This is a genomic window from Saonia flava (assembly GCF_011927795.1).
Lineage (GTDB): Bacteria > Bacteroidota > Bacteroidia > Flavobacteriales > Flavobacteriaceae > Saonia > Saonia flava.
Genome location: NZ_JAATJJ010000001.1, coordinates 1,487,854 through 1,504,492, shown reverse-complemented (window position 1 = coordinate 1,504,492; position 16,639 = coordinate 1,487,854). Strand labels below are relative to the sequence as shown.

13 protein-coding genes are annotated in these 16,639 nt (G+C 36.4%); 5 read left to right on the top strand and 8 right to left on the bottom strand.

Features of this window, described 5'->3' with window-relative positions; translation table 11 throughout:
• Window positions 1–62: 62 nt before the first annotated feature.
• Window positions 63–2,165, bottom strand: a complete 2,103-nt coding sequence (locus GGR42_RS06705; protein WP_245201406.1) for a DUF5723 family protein — start codon at window positions 2,163–2,165, stop codon at window positions 63–65.
• Window positions 2,166–2,300: 135 nt separating this feature from the next.
• Here GGR42_RS06705 and GGR42_RS06700 point away from each other — a divergent pair, with 135 nt between their 5' ends.
• Window positions 2,301–3,011 (top strand): queuosine precursor transporter, encoded by a 711-nt coding sequence (locus GGR42_RS06700; RefSeq protein ID WP_167964398.1) that lies wholly within the window; start codon window positions 2,301–2,303, stop codon window positions 3,009–3,011.
• A 33-nt stretch (window positions 3,012–3,044) separates the two neighbouring features.
• Window positions 3,045–5,741: an AsmA-like C-terminal region-containing protein gene (locus GGR42_RS06695; RefSeq protein ID WP_167962146.1), complete on the top strand. Its 2,697-nt coding sequence runs from the start codon at window positions 3,045–3,047 to the stop codon at window positions 5,739–5,741.
• Window positions 5,742–5,884: 143 nt separating this feature from the next.
• On the opposite strand, the gene GGR42_RS06690 is transcribed toward GGR42_RS06695, so the two are convergent.
• The gene (locus GGR42_RS06690; protein WP_167962144.1) at window positions 5,885–6,397 is read right to left on the bottom strand and encodes a hypothetical protein; all 513 of its coding nucleotides are present in this window, start codon (window positions 6,395–6,397) and stop codon (window positions 5,885–5,887) included.
• 91 nt (window positions 6,398–6,488) lie between these two features.
• The gene (locus GGR42_RS06685) at window positions 6,489–7,283 is read right to left on the bottom strand and encodes a DUF2797 domain-containing protein (RefSeq protein ID WP_167962142.1); all 795 of its coding nucleotides are present in this window, start codon (window positions 7,281–7,283) and stop codon (window positions 6,489–6,491) included.
• 109 nt (window positions 7,284–7,392) lie between these two features.
• On the opposite strand from GGR42_RS06685, the gene GGR42_RS06680 reads away from it, so the two are divergent.
• The 3 genes from GGR42_RS06680 to GGR42_RS06670 all read left to right on the top strand — a co-directional run bounded on the left by GGR42_RS06680 (window position 7,393) and on the right by GGR42_RS06670 (window position 11,112).
• Complete coding sequence (locus tag GGR42_RS06680) at window positions 7,393–8,907, top strand: GH3 auxin-responsive promoter family protein (protein ID WP_167962140.1); 1,515 nt, start codon at window positions 7,393–7,395, stop codon at window positions 8,905–8,907.
• Window positions 8,908–8,944: 37 nt separating this feature from the next.
• Entirely contained in the window at window positions 8,945–10,069 is a 1,125-nt protein-coding gene (locus GGR42_RS06675; protein WP_167962138.1) for an AraC family transcriptional regulator, read from the top strand.
• A gap of 497 nt (window positions 10,070–10,566) precedes the next feature.
• Window positions 10,567–11,112: a hypothetical protein gene (locus GGR42_RS06670; protein ID WP_167962136.1), complete on the top strand. Its 546-nt coding sequence runs from the start codon at window positions 10,567–10,569 to the stop codon at window positions 11,110–11,112.
• A 42-nt stretch (window positions 11,113–11,154) separates the two neighbouring features.
• On the opposite strand, the gene clpX is transcribed toward GGR42_RS06670, so the two are convergent.
• The 5 genes from clpX to GGR42_RS06645 all read right to left on the bottom strand — a co-directional run bounded on the left by clpX (window position 11,155) and on the right by GGR42_RS06645 (window position 16,580).
• Window positions 11,155–12,390, bottom strand: coding sequence for an ATP-dependent Clp protease ATP-binding subunit ClpX (gene clpX, locus GGR42_RS06665; protein WP_167962134.1), 1,236 nt, complete (start codon window positions 12,388–12,390; stop codon window positions 11,155–11,157).
• Between the two features lie 75 nt (window positions 12,391–12,465).
• Window positions 12,466–13,146, bottom strand: coding sequence for an ATP-dependent Clp endopeptidase proteolytic subunit ClpP (gene clpP / locus GGR42_RS06660; protein ID WP_167962132.1), 681 nt, complete (start codon window positions 13,144–13,146; stop codon window positions 12,466–12,468).
• Between the two features lie 87 nt (window positions 13,147–13,233).
• Entirely contained in the window at window positions 13,234–14,556 is a 1,323-nt protein-coding gene (gene tig / locus GGR42_RS06655; RefSeq protein ID WP_167962130.1) for a trigger factor, read from the bottom strand.
• A gap of 94 nt (window positions 14,557–14,650) precedes the next feature.
• Window positions 14,651–15,001, bottom strand: coding sequence for a phage holin family protein (locus GGR42_RS06650; RefSeq protein ID WP_167962128.1), 351 nt, complete (start codon window positions 14,999–15,001; stop codon window positions 14,651–14,653).
• A 76-nt stretch (window positions 15,002–15,077) separates the two neighbouring features.
• On the bottom strand, window positions 15,078–16,580 hold the full coding sequence (locus GGR42_RS06645; protein ID WP_167962126.1) for an SGNH/GDSL hydrolase family protein: 1,503 nt from the start codon (window positions 16,578–16,580) through the stop codon (window positions 15,078–15,080).
• Between the last annotated feature and the right edge of the window lie 59 nt (window positions 16,581–16,639).

The following is a 16,639-nucleotide window of genomic DNA, read 5'->3' as shown; positions in this document are numbered from 1 at the left end:
AAAAATGCCTCAAGTTTATTGAGGCATTTTTTAATTGGATATTTAAGATAGAAATTGGCTGTTTACTTTATCAAATTAATTTCTACACGCCTATTTTGTGCCCTGCCATCTTTGTACATATTTGTGGCAATAGGCTTACTTTCTCCATAACCCACAGATAATAATCTAGAGGCATCAATACCTTTTTCAACTAGAAAGTGTTTTACGGCCGCGGCTCTGGATTCAGACAGTTTTTGATTACTGCCGACAGTTCCAATACTATCTGTGTGCCCTTCTACAGTAAATTTGGCATTGGGATATTCTTTTAAAATATTTATTATATCCAATAATGCATTTGTAGATTCAATTTTAATGGACGCTGTTCCAGAATTAAACAATATGGTTTTGGCATACTCATTCAATGTTTTTTGTATTGTTTCTGTCACAATGGGTTCTGGACACCCTTTATTGGCTACGGTACCCATTTCTTGCGGGCATTCATCGTCCTTATCGAGTACTCCGTCTTTATCACTGTCTTTCCAAGGACAACCGTTGTTTTCTGCCGGCCCTGCTTCTTGTGGGCAAGCATCATCCTTGTCCAAAATACTGTCACCATCAGTATCTTCCCATGGACAACCTTGATTTTCTATCTCACCAGCCTCTTCTGGGCATTGGTCATCTTTATCCAAAACCGTATCACCATCGGTATCTGGCCATGGGCAACCACTGTTTTCAACAGGCCCTGGAGTTTCTGGGCATTCATCCATTTTGTTCATTACACCGTCACCATCCTTGTCTTTAAATCTTGGTTGGTAGATAGGAATTTTTAATCCTGCATACGCATCTGCTGAGGCCATTTCTTGATTAAACAATGCAGAAACAACAGAACCGGAACCTACATATAGTGGCCCAAAGCGTAATCCTGCACCCCATTTAAACCCTGCATTTTGAACTAGGCTAAAGGGAGAATAAAAACTGAACCATTTACTTTCAAATCTGGGGGTCAAAGAAGTGATGTTAGCTATTCTATTGGTGTTTACTTTGTTGGATGTTAAAGCAAGATCTGTGTTTAAATTAATATAGAAATTGTTGTTGATGCTCCAATCCGCATTTAAGTGCAAAGCAGTCGGGAGAATGGATTTTGAAGCACTTCCTGAAGAAATCTCAGTATATAAGTTGTCCAAAACATCATTAAAACTATCCTCATCCTCAAAGTCGTCCTCATTAATAGTGTTGGTGATATCATAAACCGTTTCCGTACTTTCTTTGTAATTTATGCTACCAATATCCGTAATGGACAACCCAAATTTAAGTTTGTATTTGTTCTTGTTTTTATAGGGAAGCGTGTTGCCGTCCTTATCATTGTAGTAATAGTCTTCATAATTTGGTCTCCACTCATAAATGGCACCAAAATCTATTCCCAGACCGGTGGCTCCTTTTACTATTTCAAAATCCTCTATATCATCTTCTAGGTTATCACTATATCCGTATGATACTTCTCCTGTAGAATTTATACTTCCTGTAGTTTGTCCACCGCCAAGATCTGTACCATCGGCATCGTAATTAATTAACACATTGTTTCCAGTGGAATATGCATTGCCCAATCCTTGCAGATATTTTAGGGAAACACCTCCCTTTAAAAAATGTTGCTCTTTGTTGATAAGGTTTTTGGAAAAGGTCAACCCAATTTCTGCCCATGCATTTGCATTTGCAAAATAGTTGCCTTCATCAACATTAAAATCTGAACTTTCATCCAATTCGTCAGCAAAATTATCAATGGTTGTACCATTTATTTCACTAATGTTATAAAAAACCCTTCCTCTGGAAAAAACAGCTATTGCAGTATTTGGATTAATGTTGAACATAAATGACGGTCCAAGGATATCCACATTTCCTATAGCGTTGTTGTTTTCAGTAGGGGTTTTGGTGCCATGGATATCAAAATCAAAATCACTATCGGTTAAATCACCCAATGCAGCCTTATAATAGTCATTAGAAATAAAGGCACTAGCTCCTACTAGGTTTATTTCTGACTTGAAACGTGAGTCCACAATATTTGCAGGGTTGGATAGTATCCCATGAATACCACTATAGTTATCCGTAAGATATCCCAAATAGGATTGTGCTTTACTAGTGCACACAGAACCAATTAAGAACAATCCAAGAATTAATTTTTTTACCATCATTTAGTAATTAGGTTATTTTTGTTTTTTAAAGTAAAGTTTAAGCTTGAGTAGTGTGGTTTTGAGGAAGTATTGAAAAAGAACGAAATTTGATACCTTTAATTGTAATTTATGGATAATTCTTTGGCTAAAGAACCTATGTCTGAGCATGATAAAAAGCTTGCTTTTAAAATATATCTGTATTTGGGAGCACTTTTTATTACTTCATTGGTGGTATCCAACCTAATTTTTCAGAAGTTTTTTTACTGGAAACCTTTTGGTGATGTCACTGTTTTTGGAGCTTCATTGTTTGAAGTTTCTGTAGGTATATTGCCGTACCCCATTACTTTTTTGATTACAGACCTTATTTCTGAAATTTTTGGGAAGAAAAAAGCCAATCAAGTTGTTACTGCAGGTATTTTTGCCTCCTTCTTTTCCATGGGCATTGTTTTTGTAGCGGATGCCGCTCCTGCTTTGACCGCTTCACCTGTTAATAATGAGGAATTTAGCAAGGTTTTTGCACTATCGCCTATAGCAGTTTTGGCCTCTATGATTGCCTATCTTTTAGCACAATATGTGGATATTGCCATCTATCATTTTTGGAAAAATTTCACCCAAGGAAAACATTTATGGTTGCGCAACAATTTTTCCACCTTTACCTCCCAATTTATTGACACTTTCACCGTTGTATGTTTGTTATGCGTATTTAAGGTATTGCCATGGAATTTGTTCTATGGTTTGGTGGTCAGTGGCTTTCTTTTTAAAGTTTTTATAGCATTTCTGGACACCCCTTTACTTTATTTGTTCGTATATATTCTGAGAAAACGATTTAACCTTAAGGTTGGAGAGGAAATTCAGTTAGGTGTATAAACGATTTTTCTTCACTGACACATTTTGAATTTTATGAAAAAGAAACTGTTTAAAATAGTTGGAATCTTCTTATTGCTCATTATTGGAGCATTGATTGCCTTACCTTTTATATTGGAAGGAAAAATAGGTGACATCATTAAAGCCAAGGTAAATGAAAATGTGAATGCCACTTTGGATTTTACGGATGCAGATTTAAGTCTGGTCTCAAACTTTCCCAAAGCCAATCTTACATTAAAAGGTGTTTCGTTGGCAAATAAAGCTCCTTTTGAGGGTGATACCCTTTTTGCTGCCAAGAATTTGGAACTTAACATGTCTATCAAAGAGCTTTTTAAAAGTGTGGATGAGCCCATTAGTATTACCAGTTTAAAAATTGATGGAGCTGATTTATATATTAAGATTGATACTGATGAAAATGCCAATTATGATATTGCCAAGGACTCTGAAGATGAAACAGATGATAGTGGAGAAGCCACAACGTTTAATCTAAGCTTAGAGTCTTATGAAATTACCAACGCCCATATTGTTTATAATGATTTAGCAGGGAAACTGTTGTTGGACATTTCTGAAATGAACCATTTTGGAAATGGGGATTTGTCCCTGGAGAAATCGGAACTGGATACCAAGACAGATGCTTTTGTGAGTTTTGAAATGGACAGCACCAAATATTTGAATAAAAATATAGTAAAGTTGGATGCTTTGATAGGTATTGATTTAAAGGAAAATAAATATTCCTTTTTAAAGAACGAAGCTTTGGTGAACCAATTGCCATTGGTTTTTGATGGGTTTGTAAAATTGAACGAGGACAACCAAGAAGTGAACATTAATTTTAAAACGCCATCTTCAGATTTTAAAAACTTTCTGGCGGTTATCCCCCAGGAATATTCCAAAAACATTAGCAATGTAACAACTACCGGTAATTTTGAGGTAACCGGGGAATTTACAGGTATTGTGGATGATACCCATATTCCAAAGTTCAATATCCAGATTAATTCTGAAAATGCATCTTTTAAGTATCCAGATTTGCCAAAATCGGTTCGCAATGTGCACATAGATACCAAGATTGTAAATACAACAGGGATTACAGAGGATACCTATGTAGATATCAATAAACTCACCTTTATGATAGATGAGGACAAGTTTAATCTTACTGCAAAAATTGCAGATTTAATGGGCAATACCAAAGTAAACGCCCATATAAAGGGAAATATGAACTTGGCCAATCTTTCCAAAGCATATCCTGTACCAGATGGAATGGATTTAAAAGGTTTGTTGAAAGCCGATATCACTACAGCTTTTGATATGGCTTCCATAGAAAATAAAAAGTACGAAAACACTAAAACCAGCGGTACTTTGGACTTAAAGGATTTTGAATATAAATCTGAAGAATTGGCAAATCCCGTGGCCATTAACTCGGTTGCCATGGATTTTAATCCAAAAACAGTCACTTTAAAAGAGTTTAATGGAAAAACAGGAAAGACCGATTTTAATGCTACAGGAACCATTCACAACTTATTGGGCTTTATGTTCAATGATGAAAAGGTGGAAGGGAGATTTAATCTAAAATCCAATCAGTTTTCGTTAAATGACTTTATGGTGGAGGAAGTTGCTGAAGAAGGAGCTACAGAAACCAGTGAAGAGAAAATTAAAATCCCATCCTTTTTGGATTGCAGTATAGATGCCACTGCAAATACTGTTTTGTATGATAATTTAACCTTGAAAGATGTTTCTGGAAACCTTAGAATACAGGATGAGAAGGCAATCTTGACCAATATGACCTCTTCCATGTTTGATGGTAAGTTAGGGTTTAACGGTGAAGTGTCCACAAAAGAAGAAGTTCCTTCTTTTTCCATGAAATTGGATATGGAGCAGTTTAAAATTGGAGAGACGTTCAGCGCATTGGAGCTTTTTGACGTTTTGGCGCCTATTGCTAAAGTTTTAAAAGGAAAGTTGAATTCTGATATTGAAATATCTGGAAAATTGACCGACGATTTTACCCCGGATTTGGCAACCATTTCTGGAAAGGTTTTGGCCGAGGTTTTGGCAACGGACATTAATCCAAATGAAGCTCCATTACTTTCCAATTTAGGGAGCAAGTTGAGTTTTCTAGATTTAAAAAGCTTGGATTTAAAAGGATTAAAAACAATGCTGGATTTTAAGGACGGAAAAGTAACCGTAAAACCTTTTACCGTTAATTATAATGATATTGCCGTGAAGGTGACAGGGAGCCATACGTTTGATAAGCAATTGAGTTACACTGCCACTTTGGATGTTCCTGCTAAATATTTGGGAACCGAAATAAACCAATTGATTGCAAAAATTGATGAAAAGGAACTGCAAAACCTTACCATTCCCGTGACTGCCAATATTGGTGGTATGTACAGCAACCCTACGGTAAGCACGGATTTAACATCGGGTGTAAAAAGTCTAACCACTAGGTTGGTAGAATTGGAAAAGCAAAAATTGTTGAACCAAGGAAAAGATAAGGCCAAAGATTTATTGGGAGGAATTCTTGCTGGAAACACAACCCCGAAAGACTCCACCAAACCCAAAAATGATACCAAGGAAGATGTAAAAGAAGTTCTTGGAGGTATTTTAGGGGGTAAAAAGGAAGACAGTACAGTGGTTAAAAACGATTCTGTTCCTCAAAAAAAGGATGCGGTTAAGGAAGCAGCTACCAATATTTTAGGTGGATTATTGGGTAAAAAGAAAAAGAAGGATACGGTTAATTGACTTGAAAGGATTCGTATAACCGTCAGTTACGGGTTAAATTAGCGATTATTTTCGGTTTGACACTGACTTTAGCAATTCCGAGTGGATTCGGACGTAGTCGAATCCGCCGTAATTGCGGTTATACATTGTTAGCAAAAGTTTTTTTATTCATTCTTCATAAATTCAGTCACTACAGAACTTTTTTCAGATTCCATTTCGCAAGTCCAACTATCTATCCACCATCTTCCGTTTTCGTAATGAAGTTGAACGCTATTCAGTCCTCTAATATTAGATTCCGTATTTGGGTCAGTTCTTATTTCAAATGCACTCCAAACTTGTGCAATATTTCCATATTTGCTCACTTTTCTTTTAAGTTCCTTTTCATAAAAATCTTCTTTCGGTGATAATCCGATTGGTATATATTCCCCTTCAAGAGAATGCGATTCCGCTTTTCCGTTTTCGTCCAGTCTTGTGATTACAGCACTTTCTGAATGAATATATTTATCTCTTTCAAATTCCCAAGGCTCACTACTCGAGCCTGAAACAACATCATAATATGCATTAATTATAGCATCTATTGATTTTACATCTTTCGCATATTTTTCTTCGTTCGTTTGTCCGAAAATTGAATTACAAGCAAAAATTATGCTTAATGATGTCAGAATTATTTTGTTCATTCGGTTGGTTTTAAATTTTTGCTAACTTGTTTATATAGTTGTATTATACACTTATGTACAGCTCTTATAGGTGATTATTTTTATTCTTAATTCACTTTATTTCCAATCCAACATAAAGCCCTTCATTTCCCCGAATATTAAAAACAGTATTGTCCTCAAAAATTAGATACTGTCCTTTTATGCCTTTTAGTACACCTGTATAACTTATGGCTTTTTCCAGATTAAGACTTTTTATTTTTTCTGGATAACGTTGCACGGGGAATTCCAAATGGGTTTCCGTATTGTTCTCAAGAAAATAGTCAACGGCTTCATTGGGGACAAAAGGCTTTAATTTTTCTTTCCAATCCTCAAGGTTGACATCTTCCAAATTGTTGGTCAACATTTTTCTCCAATTGGTTTTGTCGCTCACATGTTCTTTTAGTGCAACTTCTGTTATGCCGGCCAAGTATCTATTGGGTACTTCTACTATCTCTATGGCCTCGTGTGCCCCTTGGTCTATCCAACGGGTAGGAACTTGGCTTTTTCTGGTCACCCCCACTTTTACATTACTGGAGTTTGCCAAATAGACAATATGGGGCTGTAACTGTACTTTTTTTTCATAGTCCAAATCCCGGTCCTCTTTGTCTAAATGGGCAGTGCTCAATTCTGGGCGCATGATCCAATCACCTGCAGAAGGAATTTCAAAAAAACAGCTTTTACAAAACCCTTGCCGGTATATGGGTTTGTCCAATCCACAGTTTAAACATTGGTGTTTTATAAAGGTAAGTTCCAGTTTTTTGTCCAAAACCTGATTCATGTTCAAAAAATCGTTTTCAAAAACCAAGTAGTACTGTATGGGGGTTCCCATTTCAGTTTGCATTTTCTGTAATACCCCTTCGTATTGCATTATAAACTAATTAAAAAGATGATTTGATAATTGTATCTTTAAAAGCTATTTTTAACAGAATAAATTAACTATTTCCACCTGAATTATATCAGGTTAAAGATACCTAAAAATGCCAATACCTTTATTTAATTCTATTGCTTCATGGCTATTGAAAAAGCGCTATCACCAAATAGAACTTTTTCTGAAGTACCCAGAAGAGGTGCAGGAAGAGGTGCTGAGTCAGCTTATTAATTTTGCCAAGGATACCGAAATTGGTAAAAGATACGATTTTGGAACTATTTCCAATTATGAGACCTTTGCCAGTAGAGTGCCCATTGTTTCCTACGAAGAGGTGGAGCCCTTGATTGAGCGAACCAGAAGGGGAGAGCAGAACCTGTTTTGGCCCACTTCTATAAAATGGTTTGCCAAAAGTAGTGGCACTACCAACGCAAAAAGCAAATTTATTCCCGTAAGCACTGAATCCTTGGAAGATTGTCATTATAAATCCAGTAAGGATTTGCTATGCCTGTATCTTAATAATAATGAGAATTCCCAACTATTTACCGGTAAGAGCCTGCGATTGGGAGGAAGTAAGGAATTATACGAGGATAATGGGACGTTTTTTGGGGATCTTTCTGCAATTTTAATTGATAATATGCCTTTTTGGGCTGAGTTGAGCAGCACTCCTAGCAATAAAGTGTCATTAATGAGCGAATGGGAAGCTAAAATGGAAGCCATAATTGAAGAGAGTATACAGGAGAACGTTACTAGTTTGGCCGGTGTTCCATCTTGGATGCTTGTTCTTATGAATAATGTAATTGAGAAGACCGGTAAGGACCATCTTTTTCAGGTATGGGAAAATTTGGAGGTGTATTTTCATGGGGGGGTTAGTTTTAACCCTTATAAAGACCAGTATAAAAAGTTGTTGCCTAGAAAGAATTTTCAGTATTATGAAATTTACAATGCTTCCGAAGGCTTTTTTGCCATACAGGATAGGAACAATGCGGACGATCTTTTGCTTATGCTGGATTATGGAATTTTTTACGAGTTTATCCCCATGGATTTATATGGGTCCTATGATCAGAAGGCAATACCCTTGTGGGAAGTAAAAGAGAACAAGAACTATGCAGTGGTCATAACCACCAATGCTGGGCTATGGCGTTATAAAATAGGTGATACGATTAGGTTTACTTCAACCAGGCCGTATAGAGTAAGGGTAACCGGGAGGACTAAACACCATATAAATGCTTTTGGAGAGGAACTTATTATTGAAAATGCCGAAGAAGCCCTAAAAAGTATCTGTAAAAAAACTGGAGCGGAAATAAAGGACTATACGGCAGCCCCTATCTTTATGAACGGAAATGAAAAAGGGGGGCATGAATGGATTATAGAATTTAGAAAAACCCCTGATGAAATTGCCTATTTCACTGAGTTTTTGGACAATGCCTTAAAATCCCTAAATTCGGACTACGAGGCGAAGCGATATAATAATATGACTTTAAAAATGCCCAAGGTGCATGTGGCTAGACAAGACCTTTTCTATGATTGGTTAAAGTCCAAGGATAAGTTGGGTGGCCAACATAAAATCCCAAGATTATCTAATGAAAGAGATTATTTAGAGGAATTGCTACGTATGAATAATTAGAAACAGACAATACGAATGTCATAAAACTTTATATGGGATGAATATAACGGCAATTTTTAATTTTCTTTTAATTGCTGGAGCTGTTCAAGGTTTTTTGTTCAACATTGGCACCTTTCTCTCTCGTAAGAAGATCGAAAAGCCTGTACTCTTTTTAAACTTGTTTGTTCTTTTTATTTCCTTGAACAACCTTCAATCTTGGTTGGTGGATAAGAAGTTCTTGGATGTAAATTTCTTTTGGGAAAATTTTACTGTTCCCTGGTACATTCTTATTGTACCTATGTTTTATGCTTTTTTGGTTTTCTATTTGGGGATAGAGGAGAAACGATTGTCTTTCATTAAATTCTCGCTACTGTTTTTTACCCTGGCATTAATGGTTAGGATAAGTTTGATTTTTTTGGCGCAAAATGAAGCAATGAGCACATTCACAATGAGGACCTATAACCTTGTTGAGGATGCAATAGCTTTATCCTATTCTATTTTTTTATACATAAAGTCAATCCGGCTCATGTTCAATTACCAACAATTATATCCCGATGTCTTGAAGTTTGATGACCTTAAATGGATTAAGCTTTTTCTTAAACTGGGAGGGGTTGTCTTCTTGTTTTGGGGTTTTGCTGTATTGGTCAATTCTTTTTCAGAAGTGTCCAATCCGCCATATAGTTATTATCCTTTGAGGTTGAGCTCATCGGCATTGATATACTGGGTAGGCTATCAGGCATTTTTTCATTATATATTGATGAAGGATAGAATAGCACTTAGAAAAGATTTGGGGATTTATTATGTATATAAGAAACCAGATGTTGTAACAGACGCCTCCAAACGTTTAGAAAGGGAACAAGAATCGTTTGAAAAAGTGGACCAGTATGTATTGTCCAATAAAAAATATTTGGACCCCTATTTAAGCATGGAGAAACTTGCAGAAGAATTAGACATGGGATCTAGTAGCCTTTCAAAATTAGTGAACGGTTATTCTGGCCATAACTTTTCGGATTACATTAATAAACTTAGGGTAGATAATGCCAAGGAAATTCTTTTGGACCTTAATTTTTCACATTATACCATCCTCTCCATTGGTTTGGAATGTGGCTTTAACTCCAAATCTACTTTCTATACCGCCTTTAAAAAGTTTACTGGGGAGACACCCACTTCTTTTAGAAAATGAGATGTGCCCTTAAGCTGTCCAATTTTTTGTTTTTTGTATGATTTTGACTTGTGTAATAGGTTGGTTCAATGGCTTTGAATGAAACATTAAAAACCATGGACTGTTAAAAATGTGGTGTTTATTCTTATTCTATTTTTTTATTAATTAGACTGTTTACACATTTATTCATCCCTAATTTGTTTAAAAATGTGCCAATTATAAGATTTAGCATTTAAGACCCCGATAATGTCTTTAATTTTGGAATATTATTTTAGGGTTTAGAGGAGAAGATTTGTTATGGAATTAAACAATTTTTTCATTTATTATTTGGGTTAAAACAAATTGTGTCCTTAAAAAAAGGAGTTCTATTTGCCTTAACCTCTTGCCGTTAGAATAATGCATTTGGACTTAACACCGAATAATTTATTCGAATAAACAAATAAATCGGGATATGGTTCGTTTAATAATCACCTTTAGAATATAAATTAACTATAATACTAATTTAAACTATAACTATTATGGCAGAACGATTGATTGTCTTATCGGATATGTGGGGCGTAAAAAAGGGCCTTTGGATAACTTCTTATCTTGGATATTTACAGCAACATTACGATATTACTTTTTATGACTGTCAGCAATTGGCAAATATAGATGTAGCGGTTAATTCTGAGGAAAATATTCACAGGGAATTTGTGGAGGGCGGCATTGACACTGCTGTTGCACATCTTTTGAGTAAAGAAAAAGAGCCTTGTCACTATTTGGCTTTTAGTACAGGTGGTACCATTGCTTGGAAGGCAGGTCTTAAAGGGCTGCCAATGAAATCTTTAAATGCCGTTTCCCCAACAAGGGTGCGTTATGAAACTGATAAGCCTGACTGTGAAATCAAATTGCTTTATGGTGTTAATGATGCTTACAAACCTTCTAGAGAATGGTGTAAGCAGATGAACTCATGGATAGAATTTGTTCCAAATTTTGGGCATGAGTTATATAGTGATGAAAAAATAATCCAAAAGGTAAGTAAAGACCTATTGCAAAAGGTAATGCACAAACAGTTTCAAGGATAAAACTGTTTAGTTGGTTTGAACGATAAAAGTTAAAAGCCGTTTCTATGAAACGGCTTTTAACTTTTTAATGGTTTCGTAAGAAAGTTTTTCTTCGGCATAAGGCTTAGTGACCTTAAACTCGGTAATATCACTACTTGGCAGTTCAAACATAGCGTCTGTGAAAATGGCTTCGCATAAAGACCGGAGCCCTCTTGCGCCCAATTTGTACTCAATGGCTTTTTGAACAATATAATCAAGCGCTTGCTCAGTTATTTTGAAGGTAATACCATCCATGGCAAACAGTTTTTCATATTGTTTGATGATGGCATTCTTTGGTTCCGTCAAAATAGCCCGCAACGTTTTCTCATCCAACGGATTCATATGTGTAAGAACCGGAAGTCTTCCAATAATTTCAGGAATCAATCCAAATTCTTTTAAATCTTTGGGAATAATGTACTGTAAAATATTTGTATTGTCCACATTGTCTTCAACCTTAGAGGCGCTATAACCTACTGCTTGCATGTTAAGGCGTTTGGTGATAATACGTTCAATTCCATCAAAAGCACCACCGGCAATAAACAATATGTTTTCAGTATTGACCTCTATAAACTTCTGGTCTGGATGTTTTCTGCCTCCTTTTGGTGGCACATTTACAACGGTTCCTTCCAAAAGTTTCAATAATCCCTGTTGTACCCCCTCACCAGAAACATCTCTGGTAATGGATGGGTTATCGCTTTTACGGGCAATTTTATCAATCTCATCAATAAAAACAATACCACGTTCTGCTTTTTCCAAATTATAATCTGCAGCTTGCAATAGCCTGGTAAGGATACTTTCGACATCTTCACCCACATAGCCAGCTTCGGTTAAAACAGTAGCGTCTACAATGGCCAATGGAACATTGAGCATGCGAGCAATGGTTTTGGCCATTAAGGTTTTACCTGTACCTGTTTGCCCCACCATTACAATGTTGCTCTTTTGTATCTCAATATCATCCTCCTTGGAAGAGGGTTGTAATAATCTTTTGTAGTGATTGTATACCGCTACGGACATTACTTTCTTGGTCCGCTCTTGTCCAATGATAAAAGTATCCAAAAAATCCTTGATCTCTTTGGGCTTTTTTAGAGTCAACTCTGATGATAAATCATCATTTTTGGATTGTTTGGATTCCTCCGCAACAATACCATGTGCTTGCTCTATACATCTATCACAAATATGTGCATCCAAACCAGCAATCAAAAGATTTGTTTCTGGTTTTTTTCTTCCACAAAAAGAACATTCTAGGTTTTCTTTTGCCATAAAAAAGAATAATTTCTAACTATAATAACGGAAAATTCTGACTTTTGGTTCGTTTAATAGGGTATTTGGTCGAATTTATGCCTTGTCCCTTACCAAAATTTCATCAATCATGCCATATTTTTTGGCTTCTTCCGCTTTCATCCAATAATCCCTGTCACTATCGTCGTGTACTTTATCAATGGTTTGCCCAGAGTGATTGGCAATAATTTCATATAACTCTTCCTTTAATTTAAGGATTTCTCTAGCCGTAATTTCTATATCACTGGCCTGTCCTTGAGCACCTCCCATTGGTTGGTGTATCATAACTCTGGAATGTGTGAGCCCGCTTCGTTTTCCCTTTTGTCCAGCACATAAAAGCACAGCTCCCATTGAGGCTGCCATTCCTGTGCAAATTGTGGCTACATCAGGCTTTATAAATTGCATAGTATCATATATTCCCAAACCGGCATACACACTGCCACCTGGAGAGTTAATATATATCTGAATATCTTTTGAGGCATCTGCACTTTCCAAGAAAAGTAATTGTGCCTGCACAATATTTGCCACTTGATCATTGATTCCAGTTCCCAAAAAAATAATACGATCCATCATTAACCTGGAAAAGACATCCATTGCAATTGCGTTAAGTTGTCTTTCCTCAATGATATTGGGGGTCATATTTACTGGGTACATGCTACTCATTATTTTATCATAGTACATGCTGTTTATGCCCTGATCTTTTATAGCGTAATTTTTGAATTCTTTACCGTAATCCATTTGTTTATAAATCAAATTTTTAACAAAAAAAAGGTGCCGAAAAGAAGATCTTCGGCACCGTAAAGATACTTATTTTATTTTTGAAAACTACCCGTATACTTCTTTCACAAAGTTTTCATAGGTAATTTCCTTGGTTTTTAAGTTTGCCTTTTCTTTATAAAGATTAAGCAGTTTTTGACTCATCAATTGCTCAGACAATCTTTTTACCTCATCTTGGTTGCTCATTACCCTTGCTGCAATATTGTCCAACTCCTCTTCAGCTGGATTTAATTGACCATATTGAGCCATTTGGGATTTAATGAATCCTTTGGCAAATTCTTTTAATTCATCAAACTGAATTTCAATATTGTTGTCCTTAATTATCTTGCCTTCGATTAACTGATAGCGCAACCCTTTTTCAGACTTTTCATATTCTTCATTGGCCTCTTCTTCTGTCAAAGGTTTTTCACCTGTCATTTGAATCCATTTTTTAAGGAATCCAGAAGGTAGGTCAAACTTAACGGTTGAAATGAAGCTCTCGGTTATATCGTTTAAAAGTTTTTGATCGGATTGCTGCTCAAATTGTTTTTCTGAATCTTCTTTGATTTTAGCTTTCAATTCGGCTTCAGATTTCACATTGTCCTTGCCAAACAGTTTGTCAAACAAATCTTGGTTTAGTTCAGCAGGCTCTCTTTCATTGATTTCTTCAATAGTAAAATCAACATCGGTATTTAATTTTTCCGCTTTTTCCTTGTCAATTCCTAGAGCACTGGAAAGCAAATAATCTTCTTTAAAAAGTCCTTTTGTTTTTAATGAAACTACATCACCAACTTTTTTCCCTAAAAGACTCTCAAGTGCTTTTTTACTCTTTACCTTATCTAGTTCTATAGTTGTTTTGTTGTCTATTTCCTCGGCTTCGTTTTTAAATACACCTATAACTTCATCTTTTTTACCAACCTCGGATTTATTTACAAGTTTTCCATATTGTTTTTGGATACGTTCCACCTGCTCATCTACCATTTTTTTGTCTGCAACAATAGTATAATGAACAATAGCTTTTTTGGACTTTAAGGGCACTTCAAAATTGGGAGCCAAGCCTAACTCAAACTCAAAAGCAAAATCTTCTGTATCCCAATCAAAATTGTCTTGTTGTTTGGGTAATGGATTTCCAAGCACATCCAATTTTTCTTCGGTAAGATATTTGTTGAGATTGTCTTGCAACAATTTGTTTACCTCATCCACCAATACTGCTTTTCCATATTGTTTTTTGATAAGCCCCATGGGTACTTGACCTTTTCTAAAACCAGGAATATTTGCCTGTTTTCTATAATCTTTAAGTATGGTCTCTACCTTATCTTGGTAATCGTCTTTGGTAACGGCGACTTTTACAACAGCATTTAAATCGTCTATCTGCTCTTTGGTAATATTCATCTATCTCTTGTTTTGCTTTTATAAATGGGCTGCAAAAGTAGTATATTTTATGTAGTTCAACAAGTTTTTAAACCACTGTATACCACATAGTAACTTACTTTATGGTGTCTTCTTTTAAGAACGAAAATAAAACAGACTGAAGAAAAGACAGCAAAAGACTAAAAAGTAGTGCCCACCATAGGTTGTCCACTTGGAAACCATCAATAAAATAATCTGCCAGTAGAATGATAATTGCATTGATAATTAGGAGGAAAAGACCAAAGGTTATAATAGTTACGGGTAGTGTAAAAAACACCAAAATGGGTTTTACCAAAAAGTTCAATAACCCTAAGACAATGGCAACAAAAATGGCCGTTACATATGAGTCCACCCCAACCCCTGGTAGTATTTTGGATAAGATTACCACGGCTAGTGCACTCAATAAAATTCTTAAAATCATTTTCATGGTGATATGGTTTAGGTTTAAATAAAAAGGCACCGAAATTTAATTCGATGCCTTAAAATTAAGAATATATTTTTTACTAATTAACATATAACCCAGTATAATCCAATGGGTTTACTCCAGGTAAGTCCGAGCCATATTTTGTATTGATGGCTTCTACAAAAAAGAGAGCCAATATGGCATAACCCCTTGGGGTAGGGTGGACGCCATCCAATGAAAATCCACCGCCGGTTCCATAAGTGGCGGTTACCATACTGCCATCGGGCATTTGAAATCCGTTTTGGGCAATTTCCGCCATAACACCTTCGGCATCAACGAATGCTAGATTGTATTGTTGGGCCAATGCTTCAATGGTTTGATTGTATGCAGTTTGTGCTGTTTTTACTGCTAACTGCTCTTCTGGGGTCAACACCCATTTATCGGCCAAGGGCACTGCCACTCCATTTATGGATGTTGGGTCGGCAGGGTTTGTCAATGTGCCTATAATTGTCTGTGAGGTAAAAACCAGTAAATCATCTGCGGTAGCCTGTCTCATATTAATTAAAGCTGGGTTAAAACCGGTCAAATCTGTTAAATCTTCGTCAATTATTACAACAGCGTTTCCTTCTCCTGGACTAAAGGAAATGGTTCGTTGCGCCAATTCATCTGCTGTGATTAAACCAAGGCCCTGTAGTTGTGCCAGTCCTCCGTTGTAAGCAGCATAAGCACCATTTAACAATCCAGTTGTGGCTTCATCCAACGGTACTGGATTGTGCGGAACAGTTGTGAAATAAGGAATGGTCGTAACATCTGGGATATTGGCAATTACACCATCTGCGCCATTTGCTGTGAGAGCCTGTAACAAACCATTGTATACGCTTGCAAAAACATTTGGGTCTGTAATATCGTTTCCGCCATAGGTACTTGGGTCTAAATTTCCAGTTTGGTCAACACCATCACCACCAGAAACAGCAAAAGCCAGTATATCTTGATTGCCAATCCATAGAGAAAAGAACGTAGGGTTTTGAGCAACGGCATCTCCAATGACGGTTGCATCTGCTGCGGATGCAAATCTTGCATAATATGGATTTGCCAATCCAGCAGCTATACCTGCAACATTGCCATATCCTGGTGCTGCCAGATGATAACTTTTAGCTCCAGGAACTCCCATATTGTTGAAAGGCCCTGATAGGGTATTGGATATTTCTGTGGTTCCAGCACCGCTAACGGGAGTAGGTGTTGGAGATCCAGTTGTGAAATCCAAGAAAAGCCTATTGCCAAGAATTGGTTGCGCTCCCAAAGTTGCGCCCCCTAAATTATCGGCCATAAAAGGAATTTTAAAATCTCCACCACCAACAAGTGCAAAGTTAGATGCAAGCATATTGGGAAAGGAAGCTGTTTGTCCATCAATAAATAAAGCGCTGTCAGAATAACCCGCAGTCAAGGAGTTTCCTACTGAAACATAATTTGTAAAATCTGCCGAACCACTGGTGTAGGTCACTGGCTCTGGTTCCACTGGAGTGGTGTCTATGGTGCTATCATCATCACTACAGGAAATAAGCAAAAGCCCAGAAAAAATGAGCAAAAACGGGAACTTTTTCATCTATATAATTTTGAGTTAATTTTATTTTAAAAAAATGTAAATCGAATGTTTCAAAATTA

What these genes read in the sequence shown, in the direction of transcription:
- GGR42_RS06705 (WP_245201406.1), bottom strand. Translation starts at nt 2,165, where the DNA reads ATGATGGTAAAAAAATTAATTCTTGGATTGTTCTTAATTGGTTCTGTG.
- GGR42_RS06700 (WP_167964398.1), top strand. Translation starts at nt 2,301, where the DNA reads ATGTCTGAGCATGATAAAAAGCTTGCTTTTAAAATATATCTGTATTTG.
- GGR42_RS06695 (WP_167962146.1), top strand. Translation starts at nt 3,045, where the DNA reads ATGAAAAAGAAACTGTTTAAAATAGTTGGAATCTTCTTATTGCTCATT.
- GGR42_RS06690 (WP_167962144.1), bottom strand. Translation starts at nt 6,397, where the DNA reads ATGAACAAAATAATTCTGACATCATTAAGCATAATTTTTGCTTGTAAT.
- GGR42_RS06685 (WP_167962142.1), bottom strand. Translation starts at nt 7,283, where the DNA reads ATGCAATACGAAGGGGTATTACAGAAAATGCAAACTGAAATGGGAACC.
- GGR42_RS06680 (WP_167962140.1), top strand. Translation starts at nt 7,393, where the DNA reads ATGCCAATACCTTTATTTAATTCTATTGCTTCATGGCTATTGAAAAAG.
- GGR42_RS06675 (WP_167962138.1), top strand. Translation starts at nt 8,945, where the DNA reads ATGAATATAACGGCAATTTTTAATTTTCTTTTAATTGCTGGAGCTGTT.
- GGR42_RS06670 (WP_167962136.1), top strand. Translation starts at nt 10,567, where the DNA reads ATGGCAGAACGATTGATTGTCTTATCGGATATGTGGGGCGTAAAAAAG.
- clpX (WP_167962134.1), bottom strand. Translation starts at nt 12,390, where the DNA reads ATGGCAAAAGAAAACCTAGAATGTTCTTTTTGTGGAAGAAAAAAACCA.
- clpP (WP_167962132.1), bottom strand. Translation starts at nt 13,146, where the DNA reads ATGGATTACGGTAAAGAATTCAAAAATTACGCTATAAAAGATCAGGGC.
- tig (WP_167962130.1), bottom strand. Translation starts at nt 14,556, where the DNA reads ATGAATATTACCAAAGAGCAGATAGACGATTTAAATGCTGTTGTAAAA.
- GGR42_RS06650 (WP_167962128.1), bottom strand. Translation starts at nt 15,001, where the DNA reads ATGAAAATGATTTTAAGAATTTTATTGAGTGCACTAGCCGTGGTAATC.
- GGR42_RS06645 (WP_167962126.1), bottom strand. Translation starts at nt 16,580, where the DNA reads ATGAAAAAGTTCCCGTTTTTGCTCATTTTTTCTGGGCTTTTGCTTATT.